The following is a 17886-nucleotide window of genomic DNA, read 5'->3' as shown; positions in this document are numbered from 1 at the left end:
CCCCCACCCGGTGCGGGCGGATGACCATGTTCCCTGACGCCGTACCCGCCCCCGACCTGCTGCATGCGCAGGCCTGCCTGATCGATGCCCTCTCGATGTCGCTGCAGATGCGCGACGCCTACACCCGCCACCACTGCGACCGCGTCGGCCTGCTCGCACAGCGCCTGGCCGCACGCTGCGACCTCGACGATGAAGCCTGCGCGCAGATCGGCTTGGCCGCCCGTTTCCACGACATCGGCAAGATCGGCATTCCCGACGATGTGTTGCTGGCCCCGCGCCGGCATACCGACGAGGAGCGCGCGATCATGCGCGAGCATCCGGTGCGTGGTGAGCATATTTTCATGGCCACCGGCCGCAGCGATGCCGTACCGGTGGCACGGCTGATCCGTACCCATCACGAGGCCTTCGATGGCAGTGGCTATCCCGACGGCCTGCGCGGCGAGGACATTCCACTCGGTGCACGCATCGTCACCATCGCCGATGCCTACGACGCGATGACAAGCGTGCGCCCCTATCGCACCGCGATGGAGCACGAAAAGGTGCTGCGGATCATCGACGAGCAATCCGGCGGCCTGATCGATCCCTACGTGCTGCAGCGCTTCCATCGCATGCTGGCGCAGGAACCGGCGCTGGCCTGAGATCCGCCGGGCATGGCCCGACGCTACCGATCAGACAAAAAAAGGCCCGGCGTTCGCCGGGCCTTCTGCTTCACGCATCACCTGCGATCGGTTACCAGATCACCACGCGCTTGTCGTCGGCACGCACCATCGCGTCACCGGCCTTGCACTGGAATGCAGCGGCGTACGACGGCATGTTCGACGGCGCGCCGTTGGCACGGAAGTTGGCCGGGGCATGCGGGTCGGTGTTCAGGCGCACACGCAGCTCACCATCGGTGAAGTTGCGGCGCCACACGGTGGCCCAGTTCATGAAGAAGCGCTGGTCCTGGCTGTGGCCGTCGACTTCCACGTTCGCCTTCGGGTCTTCCTTCAGCGCCATCTGCAGCGCGTCATACGCCACGGTCAGGCCACCGAGGTCACCGATGTTTTCGCCCAGGGTCAGCTTGCCCTTGACGAACACGCCCGGCACCGACTCGTAGCCATCGAACTGCGCGACCAGCTGGTCGGTACGCTCGGTGAAGGCCTTGCGATCAGCGTCGGTCCACCAGTTGTCGAAGTTGCCGTTGGCGGCGAACTGGCTGCCCGAGTCATCGTAGCCGTGCATCATTTCGTGGCCGATGACCGCACCGATGCCGCCATAGTTCAATGCCGGATCCGCCTTGGCGTCGAAGAACGGCGCCTGCAGGATCGCTGCCGGGAACACGATCTCGTTCTTGGTGGCGTTGTAGTAGGCGTTGACGGTCTGCGGGGTCATGCCCCACTCGGTCTTGTCCACCGGCTTGCCGATCTTGTCCAGCATGTATCGGTAGTTGAACGCACGCGCTGCCTGCATGTTGCCCAGGTAGCTGTCACCGCTGGTCTGCAGGCCCGTCCACTCACGCCACTTGTCCGGGTAACCGATCTTCGGGGTGAAGCTGGCCCACTTTTCCAGCGCCTTCTTCTTGGTTTCCTCGCCCATCCACGGCAGCTGCTCCAGGCGCGCCTTCAGCGCCTGCGACAGGTTTTCCACCAGGTGCTGCATGGCGACCTTCGACTCGGCCGGGAACACGGCGTCGACGTACAGCTGGCCCAGGGCTTCACCCATGCCGCCGTTGACCGACTCCAGCACGCGCTTCCAGCGCGGCTGCATTTCCTTCTGGCCACGCAGGGTGGTGCCATAGAAATCGAAGTTGGCCTTCTCGAACTGACTGCTCAGGTACGGCGAGGCGTCGTCGATGGTGTGGAAGCGCAGGTACGCCTGCCAGGTGCTGGCCGGCACGTCGGCGAGCATCTTGTCCATTTCACCGAAGAAGCCCGGCTGGGCCAGCGAGAACTTCTGCGCGGCCGGCACCTTCAGGGTGTCGAACAGCGCGGTCCAGCTGAAGTTCGGGGTCAGCTTGTCGGCGTCGGCGGCGCTGAGCGGGTTGTAGCGCTTGGCCGGATCACGCATTTCGATGCGCGACATCGAGGCCTTGGCCAGGCGCGTTTCAAAGGCCATCACGGCCTTGGCCTGCTCGGCAGCCTGCGCCGCGTCCACGCCGGACAGCGTCAGCACCTGCGCGATGTAGGCCACGTAGGCGTCTCGGATCTTGGCTTGCGCATCGTCGAAGTAGTAACCCTTCTCCGGCAGGCCCAGGCCGCCCTGGCCCACGTAGGCGATGACGTTGGCCGAATCCTTGTAATCGGCATTGGCGAACAGCGAGAACAGCACGCCCTTGCCCTCGGCCTGGCTGTCGCGCAGGTACTGGGTGATGGCGGCGGTGTCGTTCAGCGCGGTGATCTTGTCCAGCTGCGGCTGCAGAGGAGTGAGGCCGGCGGCTTCGATCTTGGCTTCATCGTTGCCGGTCTTCCAGATGTCACCGATCTTGGCTTCCACCGAGCCGGCCTTGGCCTGGCTGGCGGCGGCCTGCTGCACCAGTGCGTGCTGCACTTCCAGCGAGCGCTCGCGCAGGATCTCGAAGCTGCCCCAGGTCGTCTGGTCGCCCGGCACCGGGTTGGCCTTCAGCCACTTGCTGTTGACGAAGCCATTGAGGTCGGTACAGGCCGAAATGGCCGGATCGAGGTCGGCGCTGTTGAGCGAGATCAGCGGCGTCTTGATCTGCGACTGGTCGAAGGCCGGCTTGGCGTCGACGTTGGCGGCCGGCGCGGTTTCATTCTTGCCACAGGCAGCCAGCGAGGCGGCGATGGCGATGGTCAGGCCCAACGGGGCCAGGTTGCGGAAGTTCATGAGGCTCTCCTGCGGGTAATTTCACAGGGTAGCCGGGCAGGCCCGCGGCGGGGACCGCCAAAGGTCACAGGGCACCGCTTCTGTAGAGTCGAGCCGTGCTCGACTGCTGCTGGTCTCTTGCCGCAGGGGTCATGAACCCGGAACGGAGAGCAATCGAGCATGGCCTGACTCTACAAATCGAAAGGCCGGCTTGCGCCGGCCCTTCGTTGTTATTTCGCCTTGCCCTGGTTGGCCACGGCTTCAGCGGCCTTGCGGGCCGCTTCCGGGTCGCCCAGGTAGCGGAACGACTTCACCGTCAGGTCGTCGTTCAACTCGAACAGCAGCGGAATGCCGGTCGGGATGTTCAGCTCGAGGATTTCCTCGCGCGACACGTTGTTGAGGTACTTGTACAGCGCGCGCAGCGAATTGCCATGGGCGGTGACCAGCACGGTCTTGCCGTCCTTCAGCTGCGGCGCGATGGCGTCGTGCCAGTACGGCAGCACGCGATCCAGGGTGGTCGCCAGCGATTCGGTGCCCGGCAGCGCGTTGCGATCCAGGCCGGCGTAGCGGCGGTCATGGATCGGGTGGCCCGGATCTTCCAGGTCCATGGCCGGCGGCGGGATGTCGTACGAACGACGCCACACCTTGACCTGATCCTCGCCGTGCTTGGCGGCGGTCTCGGCCTTGTCCAGGCCCTGCAGGCCACCGTAATGGCGTTCGTTGAGGCGCCAGGACTTGTTCACCGGCAGCCAGTCCTGTTCCAGCTCGGCCAGTGCACCCTGCAGGGTGTGGATGGCGCGCTTCAGCACGGAGGTGTGGGCGACGTCGAACTGCAGGCCTTCCTCGCGCATCAGGCGACCAGCGGCGGCCGCTTCCCCGCGCCCCTGTTCGGTCAGGTCGACATCGACCCAGCCGGTGAAGCGGTTGTCCAGGTTCCACTGGCTCTGGCCATGGCGCAACAGTACGAGTTTACGGGTCACTGCAGGGTCTCCAACGCGAGGAAAGGCAGGCCGCCATTGTAGCCCCGGGCGCCGCTCACCGCGCCGTGGCCCCACACATGCGATGCTGCAACCAATGAATACGGTGATCGACCCCGGACGCTGGGAAGGCAGCGTCGCCGCCGCCCGCGAGCAGCAGATCCAGCTGGCCGGTCGCGTGGAACGCCAGGACCGGCTGTCACGCACGGTGCGCTGGCTGGCCGGGCTGGATGTTGGCTTCGAGGATGACGGCGCCACCACCCGTGCTGCGGCGGTACTTCTGGATGCGAAGACGCTGCTGCCTGTGGCGCAGGAAATCGCGCGCATCCCTACTGTGATGCCCTACATCCCCGGCCTGCTCAGCTTCCGCGAGTTGCCGGCGCTGCTGGCCGCGCTGGCGCTGCTGCCGCGCACGCCGGACCTGGTGTTCGTCGATGGCCATGGCATCAGCCACCCGCGCCGGCTGGGGGTGGCCGCTCACCTCGGTGTGGTCACCGACCTGCCAAGCATCGGCGTCGCCAAGTCGAAACTGGTGGGCCGCTTCGTCGAACCGGGCACAGACGCCGGCGCGCATACGCCGCTGCTGGACGGTAACGAGCAGCTCGGCTGGGTGCTGCGCAGCAAGGTGAAATGCAAGCCGCTGTTCGTGGCCGGTGGCCATCGGGTCAGCGCCGATACTGCGCTGGACTGGGTGCAGCGCACGCTGCGCGGTTACCGGCTGCCGGAGCCGACCCGGCTGGCGGATCGGCTGGCCTCACGGCGGGGCGAATGACCGCACCGGGCATCATCCAGCGCGGTCGCCATCCTCGATCAGCGATGCACGTGGCCGCGGTGGCCCTGCGCGTCCTCGCCGTGGTCGTGGCCTTCATGGCCCTCGTGCTCACCGCCCTTGGCCGGCGCCGGCTCGCCACAGGCTTCACCGCAATGATCCGCCTCGATCTGCAGCGTCACGTGCTCGATACCGAAGTCATCGTGCAGGCGGCCGCCCAGCTCTCGACGCAGTGAATCAGCGTCGGTTCCATCACGCATCACGATGTGCGCGGTCAGCGCCGGGGTGCTGGAGGCCAACGCCCACACATGCAGGTCATGCACGTCCAGCACGGCGGCATGATCTGACAGGCTGTCGCGCACCTTGGCCACGTCCATGCCCTTGGGCACGCCTTCCAGCAGCACGTTGATCGCCTCGCGCATCAGCACATAGGTACGTGGCAGCACCCACAGGCCGATCAGTACCGCCAGGATCGGGTCGATCGGCTTCCAGCCGGTCCACTTGATCAACAACGCGCCGGCAATCACCGCCACCGAGCCAAGCATGTCCGCCCACACTTCCAGGTAGGCGCCCTTCACGTTGAGGCTCTCGCCACTACCGGCCTGCAGCAGGCGCATCGAGATCAGATTGATGACCAGGCCCGCGGCGGCGATCACCAGCATGCCGGAGGAGGCAATCTCCTGCGGTTCGCGGAAGCGCCCGACCGCCTCCCACAGGATGTAACCAGCGACTACGAACAGCATCGCGCCGTTGATCATCGCGCCCAGCGCTTCCAGGCGTGCATAGCCGTAGGTGCGACGCGCATCCGGCGGGCGCCGGCTCAGCCTCACCGCAACCAGCGCGATCATCAGCGCCAAAGCGTCGGTGGCCATGTGCGCGGCGTCGGACAGCAGCGCCAGGCTGTTGGTCCAGAACGCACCCACCACTTCGACAACGAGGAAGGTGGAGGTCAGGCCGAGTGCCCACCACAAGGGTTTCTCGTGGCGGATCTCGGACGGCAGGTGATCGTGGTCGTGGCCCATGGCAACAGCTCCTTTGCGATGGGAGGCAGGCTACGCCGGAGGGCGTTGGGAAACTATCACGGTGTTTATAACATTGCAGGCCACCGATACCTTCGCCGGGCATGGCCCGGCGCTACCGGGGCGCGGATTGCTGGGCGATACCATCGTGCACGGCCCGGCGCTACCCCGTAGCGCCAGGCCATGCCTGACGAACGCAGCGGGCCGTTACCCGCGTGTGCTCAGAACCCGAAACGCAGGCTGGCCCAGTAGGCGCGGCCCGGTTCGTTGTAGGTGGCCGCGCCGGCATCGCTGCTGTTGGCCTCGCGGAACAGGCGCTTGTCGGCCAGGTTGTTGACGCCGAAGCCGAAGCTGACCGTCTCGGTCACCTTGTAGCGTGCGCTCACGCCCCAGATGTTGTACGCACCGCGATCCTGCAGTGCGATCGACGGATCGCAGGTGCCGGTGCAACGCGGATCATTGTTGATGTTGGTGGTAGCCGGCTTCTGCTTGCCATAGAACGTGCCGGTCAGCAGCAGCGACAGCTTGTCGGTGGCCTGCCAGTCCAGCATCGTGTTGATCGTGTACTTCGGAATCACCGACAGCGGCTGGCCGGTGCTCTTGTTCTCGTTCTCCACCATGTAGGTGAAGTTGTTGCTCCACTTCAGGCGGTTGCCCTGCTCGCCCAGCAGCGGAATCACCAGGTTGCCTTCCAGCCCCTGCACGATCGCCTTCGGTGCATTCTCCCAGCGGAAGATGCGGCCCTTTGTATCGGCAGTCAGCCCGATCTGGGTGTAGCCGGCCTGGATCTTGTCCTTGTAGTCGTTGTGGAAGTACGTCAAGGACGCCTGCCAGCCGCTCTGCGGTGCCCACTCGATGCCTAGTTCCTTGTTCAGGCTGGTTTCCGCCTTCAGGTCCGCATTGCCGCGCATGTAGCAGCCGGCACCCAGGCTCGGCAGTGCGTTCGGGCAGCCATTGCCACGGGTGTAGTACAGATAGTCCGGATTCGACTGGTACAGGTTCGGCGCCTTGAACGCACGCGCGATGCCGCCCTTCACCACCCAGTCGCCGTTGATACGGAACTGCGCGTTGAAGCTGGGGCTGGTGTTGTTGCCGAACTGGCTGTGATGGTCGAAGCGCAGGCCCGGGGTAACGATCCAGCGCTCGCCCAGATAGATGTTGTCTTCCACGAATACAGCGGTGGTCTGCGCATCGGCCTTGCCGCGCGCACGGTCGGCCGACAGCCCCGGGAAGCCGCCGCCGCTGCTGCTGGACTGGCTCATCGAATACGGGTCGGTCAGACGGCTGTCCAGGTACTCGAAACCCAGCGTCCAGATGTTCTCGGCACCGCCCAGCGTGGTCGGGAAGCTCACTTCGCCGTCCAGCTGGTAATTGCGCAGGCGCGAGGTCGACCAGTCGGTGCCGTTGAAGCTGCCTTCCGGGCCACCGGCCAAGCCTTCATTGATGCGCGAGTTGTTCACCGCTTCCACTGCCGCCGTTACCCGCGAGGTCACGTCTCCCCAGCGGCCGCGATGGGTGATCGCGCCGGTATTGCGGTACATGCGGTTGGTCTCGGCCTGCTGCTCGGCCAAAGCCCCCAGATCGATCGGTGTCGAGGTGCCGGTGGTACTGACGGCGCGGTCGCCGGCATAGATGTTGCCCTGGCGGCTGGTGCCGGCTTCGAACTCGACCACCTGGTTGGCGGTTACGTCCCAGCGCAGCAGCGCGTTGACGTCGCGGTTCTTGACGCCCTCGCGGCCGGCTGGCGGCACTGCGTTGGGGTTGGTGGCGTACTGGCGGTTGAGGTCCAGTGAGTCGGCATCGGTTTTGTTGAGATTGCCGTACAAGCGGAACGACAGGGTGTCGGTCATCGGCCCACTCAGCTGCAGGCCGACGCGCTCGCTGCCGCCTTCGGCGCTGTGCTCGGGCACCAGGCCATACAGGTCGACCGCACCGGTCAGATCGCCGGTCGGGCGCTTGGTGATGATGTTGACCACGCCACCGGAAGCACCGGAGCCATAGCGCGCCGCTGCAGGGCCGCGCAGCACTTCGATGCGCTCGATCATTTCCGCCGGCACCCAGTTGGTATCACCGCGGGTATTGCGCTCACCGCTGCGGCCCATGCGCACAGCATCACGCGCGCCGATGCGCTTGCCGTCGACCAGGATCAGGGTGTTTTCCGGGCCCATGCCACGCAGATCGATCTGGCGGTTGTTGCCGTACTGGCCCGACGCGCTGTTGCCGGTCAGGTTGACACCTGGCATGGTCCGCAACAGTTCGGCGATGTCGTTGGCCGGCGGCCGCTTGGCGATGTCCTCGGCGGTGATGGTCGAGGTGCCCAGCGCCTGCCGTGCGATCTGTGAAGCGGTGACATGCACCGTGTCGATATCGGTGGCGTCGGTTTCAGCGTGGGCGGTCAGCGCGCTGCCGGCCAGCAGGGCGGCAACGGCGAGCGCCAGCGGGCGCGGCGAAGGGACAACGGCTCGGGACATGATCTGGACCTTCTGGCAGGGCAACGGGGCCTCTGGCAAAGGGCTTGAGGCAACGACGAGGGGAGGCGGAGCGCCGCTGCAGGTAGCCACAGCCCGATCCGTGCGCGCATTCTCCCATCAATGCGAGTGATTCTCAAATGCGTTCACGCATTGCCGCAGCCGTGCCGATGTGCTTTGCGCACCGCGCAAGCCTGCATCGCGCTTAAACTGGTCGGCTAGCCCGCCATCAACCGCACGCCGCCACGGCCGATACCCGTGGTTTGCCGTACGCAATCAGAGATCGACGTGGAACCACCCCAGTTGGACGACGCCAGCCAGCCGCTGGCCGAGGCCTGGCAGCAGTGCCTGCTGCAGGCCGGCCCTGCCGCCACCGCGCTGCTGCATGCCGCGGCCGCCGATGCCCCACCGGCCCTGGCCCAACGCTTCTACGAAGTGCTGCTGCAGGACACCCGTGCGCGCCGTTTCCTTTCCCACGACCAGGTCAAGCAGCGCCTGCAGCCGGCCATGCAGCGCTGGCTGGCGCAGCTGCTGACCACCGATGCCAGCGGCATCGCCAACACGGTGGCCTCGCAACGGATCATCGGCGACGTGCACGCCCGCGTCGGCATTCCGGTCGACCTGGTCACCCGTGGCGCACGCGTGCTCAAACATGAACTGTTCGTGCGCCTGCGCGACGATGCGCCGGACAGCGACACTGCGTTCGCCGCCATCGACTGCCTCAGCGCGATCATGGATATCGCCATGGAAGGCATGACCCTGGCCTACACCCATGCCCGCGAACGCTCCACCCGCGCCGATGCTGCGTACCGGCTGTTCTCGCTGGTGCAGAACGTCAGCACCGAGCGCGAGCGCCAGCGCGCGCTGCTGCTGGACTGGGAAAACGCGCTGCTCTACGCCCTGGCCGGCCATGTGCAGGGCAGCGACGGCGCCAGCCTGGCCACTTCCGAATTTGGCCTGTGGTTCACCCACAAGGGCATTCCCAGCTTCGGCGAGAGCAGCGAGACACAGCAGGTCGACCAGCTGATGGCGCGTATCGACGGCTGCCTGCAGCGGGCCGCCGCCGATGATCCTGCGCAGCGGCTTACAGTGCTGCCAGCGATCCGCGAGGACCTGGCCGCAATCCGCACGTTGATGACCCTGCTGTTCGAGCGCATCGGCGAACTCGATGCCGGCAGCGACGCGCTGACCAACCTGCTCAACCGCCGCTTCCTGCCGACCGTGCTGCGCCGGGAAATCGAGCTGGCTACACGCAACCGTACGCCGTTCTCGCTGTTGCTGCTCGACCTGGATCATTTCAAGGCGATCAACGACGGCCACGGCCACGATGCGGGTGACCGCGCACTGCAGCATGTGGCTGGGGTGCTCGGCCAGCTCACCCGTGGCAGCGATTATCTGTTCCGCTACGGTGGCGAGGAATTCGTGGTGGTGCTGGTCGCCGCCAGCGAATCACAGGCGGCAGTGATTGCCGAAAGCCTGCGCCGGCAGATCGCACAATCGCCGGTACCGCTGGCCAACGGCCAGGTATTGAGCCTGACCGCCAGCATCGGTGTCGCCGGCCATGATGGTCATCCGGACTACGAGCGGCTGATGGCCCGTGCCGACGCGGCGATGTACGAGGCCAAACGCAGTGGCCGCAACCGAGTGGTGGTGGCCAGCGATGCACTGCAGGAAGCCCCCGGGCGGCGGGCATTGCAGCGGTAGCGGCAACCCCGGGCGCGCGCGTCGCTACATTGCGGTACGGCGCGGTATCCGCCACGCCGCCCACCACAGCAGCGCCAGCAACGCGATGCCGGCGCCCAGCAGGCATACCGCCGGCCAGCCATGGCGCGCCTGCATCCAGGGCCCGGCCGCTGCACCAGCACCACTGCCCAGCGCATAGAACAGCATGTACAGCGCCACCAGGCGCCCATGCTGTTCGCCCGGCGCGCGCAGCAACAGGGCCTGGTTCGATACATGCAGCGCCTGCCCGCCCAGATCGAGCACGACCACGCCCAGCAACAGCATGCCCACCGAATGCGGCAACCCCAGCAGCGGCCACCACGCGACCAGCATCAGCAGCAGCGCGCCGAGGCTGACCCGATGCGCGAATCCACGGTCCATCCAGTGCCCGACCCGCGCCGCAAGCAGCGCACCGATCACCCCAGCCAGGCCCAGCGCACCGATGGCGGCAGTCGACCAGTGCAGCGGTGGCGCCGACAACGGCAGTGGCGCTGCCGCCCAGAACACATTGAGGCCGGCAAACAGCAACAGTGCCAACGGACCGCGCTCACGCAGCGTCCGGTCATCGCGCAGCATGCCCAGCATCGACCCCATCAAGGCACGCCAGCCCGGCGGCACCACCGGTACCGGCACCGCCGGCAGACGCCGCCACAGCAGCACTGCCAACGCCGCCATCAGCGCCGCCGACAGCAGATAGACCGCGCGCCAGCCAACAGCGGCCGCCACCACGCCGGACACTACACGCGCCAGCAGCAGGCCAATGAACACACCGCCCTGCACCATGCCGACCACGCGCCCGCGCTGCTGAGCCGGTGCCAGCGATGCGGTGTAGGCGATCAACCCCTGGGTCAGCGCGGTGCCCAGCAGGCCGGCCAGAAGCATGCCCGACAACAGCCACACGGCCGTTCGCGCGGCCGCCAACCACAGCAATGCGACCACCAGCGCCATCAACTGCAGGCGTAGCAGGCGCCGGCGATCGCCCCTGTCGGCCAATGGCAGCAGGCCCAGCAAGGCCAGCACGCTGCCCGCCTGGGTCGCTGCCAGTACCGCCCCGGCCAGCGCGGGGTCCAGCGCAAAGGCCTGTGCCAGGCGTTCCAGCAATGGCTGTGCGTAATAGACGTTGGCAACGCTGGCACCTGCGGCAACCGCGAGCAGGACCAGCAGGGGGCGTGGGATGGGTGCTGCAGTCATGATGTAGTTGCAATTTGAAACTTGATGCAGGCTACTGCCATTGGTTTTAAACTGCAACCACATCAGAGAGGTCCACCATGCACGCCGACAGCCCCTGCCCCGTTGCCCGCAGCGCCGATCTGCTCGGTGACCGTTGGGCGCTGCTGGTCATCCGTGATGCCTTCGATGGCGTCACCCGCTTTGGCGATTTCCAGCGCAGCCTCGGTGCGGCCCGTAATATCCTCAGCGACCGCCTGCGCCGGCTGGTCGAAGCAGGCATCCTGCGGCTGCAGCCCGCCTCCGACGGCTCGGCCTATCAGGAATACGTGCTCACCGCCGCTGGCCTGGAACTGTTCCCGCTGCTGGTCGCCCTGCGCCAGTGGGGCGAGCGCCACCGCTTCGGCGCCGGTGAAGCGCACTCCCAGCTGATCGAGTCGAGCACACGGCGACCGCTGCCCTACATGCAGCCACGCGGTCGCGATGGCGAACCGCTGCCAGCCTCTGCCACCCGTGTGCGCAAGCTCAAGGACGGGAGCGGCAGCAGCTGACCCGCCCGTTCGCGCACACCGCCGCCCGGCCACGCCGGTTAGGATCAGGCCTTTCCGCTGCCGGATGCTGCCGATGTCGCGCTATCGCCCTTCCCTGTTGACCGCCCTGCTGCTGCCGGTGCTGGCCTGCGCCGCAGCAACCACGCAGGCACGCGAGGTCGCGGCCCCCGCCGCCCATGTGGACGCCGATGGCCCCTATGTGTTCCGCCAGGGCGAGCAACTGCAAGCCAAGTGGATCTGCGCCGACAAGGTCGAGTCGCGCACACTTGCCATGGGCACTGCAGGCACCGATATCGCAGCGCGCTGTGGCTACGGGCACACCGTGCATGTGGCGGCACCGAACGCGCCTTCGGCCTCCGTGCTTCCGGCTGCGCCGCGCATCGTCGCGCTGTCCGACATCCATGGCCAGTACGGGCTGCTGGTGCGCCTGCTGCGCGCCCACCAGGTCATCGATGCGCAGGACCGTTGGGCACTGGGCAAGGACACGCTGGTGGTCGCCGGCGATGTGTTCGACCGCGGCCCGCAGGTAACCGAGGCGTTCTGGCTGCTGTACGGCCTGCAGCAGCAGGCGGCCGCCGCCGGCGGCGCGGTGCATTTCGTGCTGGGCAACCACGAAACCATGGTGCTGTACGACGACCTCCGCTACGTCAATCCGAAGTACCTGCGCAGCGCGCAGCTGCTCGGCCGCAGCTACCCGCAGCTGTACGGTGCCGATTCGGTGATCGGGCAGTGGCTGCGCACCCGCCCGGTACTGCTGAAGATCGGCGACACTCTGTTCCTGCATGGCGGCATCTCGCCCGAGGCGGTGGAGCTGGCGCTGGAACCGGCTCGCACCAATGCGGCCTACCAGGCGTCGCTGGGCCTGCCCAAGGCCGAAGTGAAGGCCGACCCGGCCACCGCGCCGCTGTATGACGGCAAGACCAGCCCGATCTGGTACCGCGGCTACTTCGATGGCCGCCTCGATACGCAGGGCGTACAGGCGGTGCTGGATCGCCTGCAGCTCAAGCGCATCGTGGTCGGCCACACCTCGATGCCGCACGTCAGCAGTTTCCATGGCGACCGCGTGATCGCCATCGACAGCAGCATCAAGAACGGTGAAAACGGCGAACTGCTGTTCATCGAGAACGGCACGCTCAGCCGGGGCCTGCTGGATGGCTCGCGGGTGCCGCTGGCGCAGGGCGAGCCCGGCCTGCAGGACTGAATGGAAGGACAGCGCGGCGGCGCCTGCAAGCGCCAGCGCGCTCCCCCTTCACCCGGTTTGCGGCTACCCTCGGCAGCCGAGAGGCCCACCGCGATCATCCGGCCGGCCTGACTGCTACTGGAGCCCACGCGCATGCGCGTTCTGATTGCTGAAGACGACCCGGACATCGCCTCCGGCCTGTGCGCCTCGTTGCGCCGGCAGGGCCATGTGGTCGACCACGTCGACAACGGCGCGCACGCCGATGCCGCGCTGGGCTCGACCCAGTACGCGCTGCTGGTGCTGGACCTGGGCCTGCCGCAGCTGGACGGCCGTGACGTGCTGCAGCGCCTGCGCCAGCGCGGTGATGGCCTGGCAGTGCTGGTGGTGACCGCCCGTGACGGCCTGGCCGAACGCGTGCGGGTGCTCGACCTTGGCGCCGATGACTACCTGGTCAAGCCGTTCGCGCTGGACGAATTCGAGGCGCGCGTGCGTGCGCAGCTGCGCCGGGTCACCAGCAATGGCAACCCGGACCTGCGCATCGGCCGCCTGCGGCTGGATCTGGCCGGACACCGCGTGTGGATCGACGAGCAGTCGCTGGAGCTGACCGCACGCGAATTCGGCCTGCTGTCCGCACTGGCGGTGCGTGCCGAACGCATCGTCTCGCGCGCACAGCTGGTCGAAGCGCTGTGCGACTGGGGCCAGGACCTGACCGACAACGGCCTGGACATCGCCCTGCATCGCCTGCGCCGCAAGCTGCAACCCGGCGGCATCGGCATCCGCACCGTACGCGGGCTGGGCTACATGCTGGAAGACGCGCAGGACGACAGCACGCCGTGATCAGTGGCCCGCCCAGCCTGCGCCGGCGCCTGCTCGCCTTCCTGGCGCTGCCGATGCTGGGCCTGTTGATCTTCAACACGGTCCTTGCCTATTACGTTGCGCTGGACTATTCCAATCGCATCCATGACCGCAACCTGATCGACGACACGCATTCGTTCGCACAGATGCTGAGCACCATGCCGGTGACCAGCGACCTGTCTCCGCAGGCGCGCTTCCTGATCGAGTACGACCCCGACGGCCATCGCTACTTCAACGTCGACAGCAGCCGCATGGGTACGCTCAGCGGCAATGCGGACTTCAGCCCGTACGCTCCTTCGCAGGACTGCACCGGTGTGCATCCTGCGCTCTACGACGGTACCCTCAACGGCCAGCAGGTGCGCATGGCCACCGTCTGCACGCAGGCGATGAACGACCCGCAGGACCAGCTGGCGGTGACCGTGGCCGAGAGCATGGCCGACCGCCGACAGCGTGCGCGCGAGATCCTGATGATCATCATCCCGCTGATGACCATGCTGGCGCTGGGTACCGCGGCGCTGGTCTGGTTCGGCGTGACCTATGGCCTGCGCATCCTGACCCCGTTGACCACCCGCCTGGCACAGCGCCGTGGCGAGCTGGCGCCGATCTCCGATGCCGACGTGCCGGAAGAAATCCAACCGCTGATCAGCACCATCGATGGCCTGTTCGCCCGCCAGGCGGAGATGATCACGCTGCAGAACCGCTTCATCGCCGATGCCGCGCATCAGCTGCGCTCGCCCTTGGCCGGCATGGCCCTGCACGTGGACCAGGCGCTGGCACATGGCGACCCGGACACCGTGCGCGAGGCGCTGCAGCACATCCGCCGGCTCAACCAGCGCACCGCGCGGGTCAGCACCCAGCTGCTGGCGCTGAGCCGCGCGCAGACCGTGCCGGAAACCGTCGAAGCGCTGGATCTTGGCACCCTGCTGCCGCAATGGGTGGGCACCCGCGTGCCGGAAGCGATCCGCGATGGCATCGACCTCGGCTACCGCGGCAGCAGCCAGCCGCTGCGTGTGCTCGGCAACGGCGCCCTGCTGCAGGATGCGCTGGACAACCTTATCGACAATGCCCTGCGCTATGCAGGCCGCGGCGCCACCGTCACGGTCGGCGTGCAGGCGCTGGACGACAATGATGTGGAGCTGTACGTGGAGGACAACGGCCCCGGCGTGCCCGAGGACGTGATGCCACGGCTGGGCGAGCGTTTCTTCCGCGCCCCGGGCACCACGTCCAGCGGCACCGGCCTGGGCCTGGCCATCGCCCACGAGGCCGTGGAGCACTTCGGTGGACGACTGGGCTTCCTCAACCGTGCCGGCGGCGGACTGAAGGTCACCATCACGCTGCCGCTGCTGAAGGCCCCCTGACCCGGTCCGGGGCGCTGAAAGGCTGGTGAAAATCGCGCTTGCGATCCTGACCATCCCCACTGCCGCCCCGGAGCCGCCAGGTGACCGAAACGCACGACTTCTTCCTCCCCGGTGGCCCGCAGGGCGTGCTGCTGGTTCACGGCCTGACCGGCACGCCAGCGGAAATGCGCATGCTGGGCAAGGGCCTGAACAATGCCGGTTTCACCGTGCACGGCGTGCAGCTGCCCGGCCATTGCGGCAGCGTCGACGACCTGCTGGCGACCACCTGGGAACAGTGGTACCAGGGCGTGGAAGATGCGGCAGCGACCCTGCGCGGCAAGGTTGACCAGCTGTTCGTCGGCGGCCTGTCGATGGGCGCGGTACTGTCGCTGGCATTAGCTGCGCGCCGCCCGGAATGGGTTTCCGGCGTGGGCGTATACGGCGCCACGTTCCGCTACGATGGTTGGAACATTCCGGCCGTGGCCCGCTTCTCGTTCCTGCTGCCGTGGTTCAAGCGCTTCAACATCGGCCGCGATCGCATGTTCATGGAAGAGCCGCCCTACGGCCTGCGTGACGAGCGCCTGCGCGCGCAGGTCAGCGCAGCCATGCTGTCCGGCGACAGCGCCGCCGCCGGCCTGCCTGGCAACCCCTGGCATGCCCTGGCCGAAATGCGCGCCCTTAGCAACTGGACCCGCCGCCACCTGCACCAGGTCACCGCTCCCTGTCTGGTGATGCACGCCCGCGAGGACGACGTGGCCAGCATGAGCAACGCCGAGCTGGTGATGGCGCGGGTCAGCGGCCCGAAGGAACTGGTGGTGCTGGAAGACAGCTACCACATGATCACCATCGATCGCGAACGGCGCGACGTGATCCGTCGCAGCGCGCGCTTCTTCAGCGAGATCGGTGAACGCAGCGGCGTCCTCAAGGCGGTGGCCTGAAATGGGGTCACTCGCCACGCTGTTGTGGCTGGTCAACGTGGTGCTCGATACCGGTGGCCAGCTTGCGTTCAAGGCCGCCGCCAGCGACCCGAATGAAGCAGAGGGCCTGCAGCGCTGGAAGCACATGCTGAGCCGGCCCTGGTTGTGGTTGGGAATCGCCTGCTATGTACTCGAATTCGTCGCCTGGATCGCGTTCCTGTCACTGGTGCCGTTGTCCAAGGGCGTGCTGCTCGGCTCGATCAACATCGTCGCGCTGATGATCGCCGGCCGCATACTGTTCCGCGAGAAACTGACACCGCTGCGGGTGACCGGCATGCTGCTGGTCACTGCCGGCGTGGCGGTGGTGGGGGCCGGCTCGTGAGGCGCCTGTATGTGATCGGTTTCCCGCTGCTGATGGCCTTCGATACGCTGGCCCAGCTGTGCTTCAAGTACGCCGGCGATGCCGCGCTGCCGGTCGAAGCCAATACCGCCTGGCTGTTGCGCGTGCTGTCGCAGCCTTGGGTGTACGGCGCGATCCTCGGCTACGTGGGCGCGTTCTTCACCTGGATGAGCCTGCTGCGCCACGCGCCGATCGGACCTGCCTTCGCGGCCTCGCACCTGGAGGTGATCAGCGTGCTGCTGCTGTCGGCGTGGCTGTTGAATGAACCACTGACGCTGCATCATCTGCTCGGTGCGGTACTGATCGTGGCCGGCATCGTCTGCCTCGGCCGTGCCGAGGCGGACGACCCGCACAGCCCTGCCGAAGCCACGACGTGAGCGCGTTGCGATGAGCCTGTTCGCGCGCGAACTGCCGCCCACTGCTGGCCTGCCAATGCAGGCCAGCGACTTCCTTCCCGGCGGTGGCGACCTGCGCGAGATCCTGGCCAGCCAACTGGGTACCCCTCCGCTGCAGCTGACCTGCTCCGGTACCCACGCGCTGCTGATCGCGCTGCGTACGCTGCGCAGGCGCGCGCCCAGGCGCGATACCGTGATCATGCCGGCCTATACCTGCCCACTGGTACCGATCGCGGTGCACAGCCTGGGCCTGCGTGTACAGCTGTGCGACACCCGTCGCGGTCATTTCGACTTCGATCCGGGCCAGCTCAAGCGGCTGGCCGATGCGCGCACGCTTGCGATCCTGCCTACCCACCTGGGAGGACGCATTGCCGATGTGGATCTGGCCAATGAAGTGGCGCGCGCCGCAGGCGCCTGGGTGATCGAAGATGCCGCACAGGCGCTGGGTGCACGGGTCGGCAACAGCAGTGTCGGCCTGCGTGGCGATATCGGATTCTTCAGCCTCGCCGCTGGCAAGGGCCTGAGCCTGCATGAAGGCGGCCTGCTGGTCAGTCGTGACGATGCGTTGCGCGCGGCACTGGCCGAGCATGCCGCCGAGCAGACGCGTTTCAACCTTCGGTGGGAGCTGCTGCGCAGCGTTCAGCTGTTCGGCCTGGCCGCCTGCTACCGCCCGCCGTTGCTGTCGCTGGTGTATGGCAATCCGCTACGCCGTGCGCTGCAGCGTGGCGATCTCGAAGAAGCGGTGGGTGACATCTTCGCGCTGGATATCCCGCAGCACCGGGTCAGCCGATGGCGGCAGAACATCGGAGCCAATGCCGCGCGGCGCCTGCCTGCCTTCCTGCAGGCCGGACGCCTGCGCGCCCTGCAACTGCGGGTGCAGTTGGCGCAACTTCCGGCGGTGGAAGTGGTCGATGGACTGGCCGGTACCGGCGGCACCTGGCCGATGCTGATGCTGCTGCTGCCCAGCCAGCAGGCCCGCGATGGCGTGCTGAAAGAGCTGTGGCCGCGCGGGCTCGGAGTCAGCCGCATGTTCATCCATGCCCTGCCCGACTACACCTACCTGCGCGGCATCGTGCCGGGTGACCCGATGCCCAACGCGCGCGACTTCGCCGCACGCATGCTGACGCTCGGCAACAGCGCCTGGCAGACCCGTAAAGACACCGCCGAAATCCTGCAGGCACTCGCCCGGGCCTGACCTTCAGGCGCAGGCATGACCTGCGCCACACGCATTCATCCCTGCACCTTCCTGAACGCTTTCCCCGACCGGAAATGCGGGCTTTCAACAGGAAAGGAACGAGAAAGGCTGCCTGCCTACATTGAGCCTGCC

Annotated in this window: 16 protein-coding genes; 11 read left to right on the top strand and 5 right to left on the bottom strand. The window is 67.0% G+C overall.

Annotation, left to right across the window (positions count from 1 at the left end; all coding sequences use genetic code 11):
* Positions 1 to 20: 20 nt before the first annotated feature.
* Complete coding sequence (locus ACZK2G_RS06635) at positions 21 to 638, top strand: HD-GYP domain-containing protein (RefSeq protein WP_046983231.1); 618 nt, start codon at positions 21 to 23, stop codon at positions 636 to 638.
* Between the two features lie 91 nt (positions 639 to 729).
* On the opposite strand, the gene ACZK2G_RS06630 is transcribed toward ACZK2G_RS06635, so the two are convergent.
* Both ACZK2G_RS06630 and gpmA read right to left on the bottom strand, forming a co-directional pair.
* On the bottom strand, positions 730 to 2823 hold the full coding sequence (locus ACZK2G_RS06630; protein ID WP_478474996.1) for a M13 family metallopeptidase: 2094 nt from the start codon (positions 2821 to 2823) through the stop codon (positions 730 to 732).
* Positions 2824 to 3032: 209 nt separating this feature from the next.
* Entirely contained in the window at positions 3033 to 3782 is a 750-nt protein-coding gene (gene gpmA / locus ACZK2G_RS06625) for a 2,3-diphosphoglycerate-dependent phosphoglycerate mutase (protein WP_136638296.1), read from the bottom strand.
* Positions 3783 to 3876: 94 nt separating this feature from the next.
* On the opposite strand from gpmA, the gene nfi reads away from it, so the two are divergent.
* Positions 3877 to 4551 carry a deoxyribonuclease V gene (gene nfi, locus ACZK2G_RS06620; RefSeq protein WP_136638297.1) on the top strand — a complete coding sequence of 225 codons (675 nt, stop codon included), beginning with the start codon at positions 3877 to 3879 and terminating at the stop codon, positions 4549 to 4551.
* Positions 4552 to 4589: 38 nt separating this feature from the next.
* Here nfi and ACZK2G_RS06615 read toward each other — a convergent pair whose 3' ends face one another.
* Positions 4590 to 5570: a cation diffusion facilitator family transporter gene (locus tag ACZK2G_RS06615; protein WP_478474994.1), complete on the bottom strand. Its 981-nt coding sequence runs from the start codon at positions 5568 to 5570 to the stop codon at positions 4590 to 4592.
* Positions 5571 to 5788: 218 nt separating this feature from the next.
* Positions 5789 to 8038 carry a TonB-dependent siderophore receptor gene (locus ACZK2G_RS06610; RefSeq protein WP_136638299.1) on the bottom strand — a complete coding sequence of 750 codons (2250 nt, stop codon included), beginning with the start codon at positions 8036 to 8038 and terminating at the stop codon, positions 5789 to 5791.
* Between the two features lie 285 nt (positions 8039 to 8323).
* Between ACZK2G_RS06610 and ACZK2G_RS06605 the strand changes: the two genes are divergently transcribed.
* Positions 8324 to 9739 carry a GGDEF domain-containing protein gene (locus tag ACZK2G_RS06605; protein ID WP_253077679.1) on the top strand — a complete coding sequence of 472 codons (1416 nt, stop codon included), beginning with the start codon at positions 8324 to 8326 and terminating at the stop codon, positions 9737 to 9739.
* Between the two features lie 24 nt (positions 9740 to 9763).
* Here ACZK2G_RS06605 and ACZK2G_RS06600 read toward each other — a convergent pair whose 3' ends face one another.
* Complete coding sequence (locus tag ACZK2G_RS06600; RefSeq protein WP_136638301.1) at positions 9764 to 10948, bottom strand: MFS transporter; 1185 nt, start codon at positions 10946 to 10948, stop codon at positions 9764 to 9766.
* Positions 10949 to 11025: 77 nt separating this feature from the next.
* On the opposite strand from ACZK2G_RS06600, the gene ACZK2G_RS06595 reads away from it, so the two are divergent.
* The 8 genes from ACZK2G_RS06595 to ACZK2G_RS06560 all read left to right on the top strand — a co-directional run bounded on the left by ACZK2G_RS06595 (position 11026) and on the right by ACZK2G_RS06560 (position 17754).
* A complete protein-coding gene (locus ACZK2G_RS06595) occupies positions 11026 to 11475 on the top strand; it encodes a winged helix-turn-helix transcriptional regulator (protein WP_136638302.1) in 450 nt (149 codons plus the stop codon).
* A gap of 73 nt (positions 11476 to 11548) precedes the next feature.
* Entirely contained in the window at positions 11549 to 12676 is a 1128-nt protein-coding gene (locus ACZK2G_RS06590) for a metallophosphoesterase (RefSeq protein ID WP_136638303.1), read from the top strand.
* A gap of 132 nt (positions 12677 to 12808) precedes the next feature.
* Positions 12809 to 13492 (top strand): response regulator, encoded by a 684-nt coding sequence (locus tag ACZK2G_RS06585; RefSeq protein WP_004150098.1) that lies wholly within the window; start codon positions 12809 to 12811, stop codon positions 13490 to 13492.
* Positions 13489 to 14868, top strand: coding sequence for a sensor histidine kinase (locus ACZK2G_RS06580; RefSeq protein WP_046983241.1), 1380 nt, complete (start codon positions 13489 to 13491; stop codon positions 14866 to 14868). The genes ACZK2G_RS06585 and ACZK2G_RS06580 overlap by 4 nt, the downstream gene beginning before the upstream one ends.
* Positions 14869 to 14948: 80 nt before the next feature.
* On the top strand, positions 14949 to 15785 hold the full coding sequence (locus ACZK2G_RS06575; RefSeq protein ID WP_046983242.1) for an alpha/beta hydrolase: 837 nt from the start codon (positions 14949 to 14951) through the stop codon (positions 15783 to 15785).
* A 1-nt stretch (position 15786) separates the two neighbouring features.
* On the top strand, positions 15787 to 16146 hold the full coding sequence (locus ACZK2G_RS06570; protein ID WP_012510464.1) for an EamA family transporter: 360 nt from the start codon (positions 15787 to 15789) through the stop codon (positions 16144 to 16146).
* Positions 16143 to 16541, top strand: a complete 399-nt coding sequence (locus ACZK2G_RS06565; protein WP_041864489.1) for a DMT family transporter — start codon at positions 16143 to 16145, stop codon at positions 16539 to 16541. Before ACZK2G_RS06570 ends, ACZK2G_RS06565 begins: the two co-directional genes overlap by 4 nt.
* Positions 16542 to 16551: 10 nt before the next feature.
* Positions 16552 to 17754: a DegT/DnrJ/EryC1/StrS family aminotransferase gene (locus tag ACZK2G_RS06560; RefSeq protein ID WP_046983243.1), complete on the top strand. Its 1203-nt coding sequence runs from the start codon at positions 16552 to 16554 to the stop codon at positions 17752 to 17754.
* The last annotated feature ends 132 nt before the right edge of the window (positions 17755 to 17886 follow it).

The sequence above is a fragment of the Stenotrophomonas sp. 107298_Sma genome (assembly GCF_056480345.1).
This window is presented reverse-complemented; position numbering and strand designations above follow the sequence as displayed.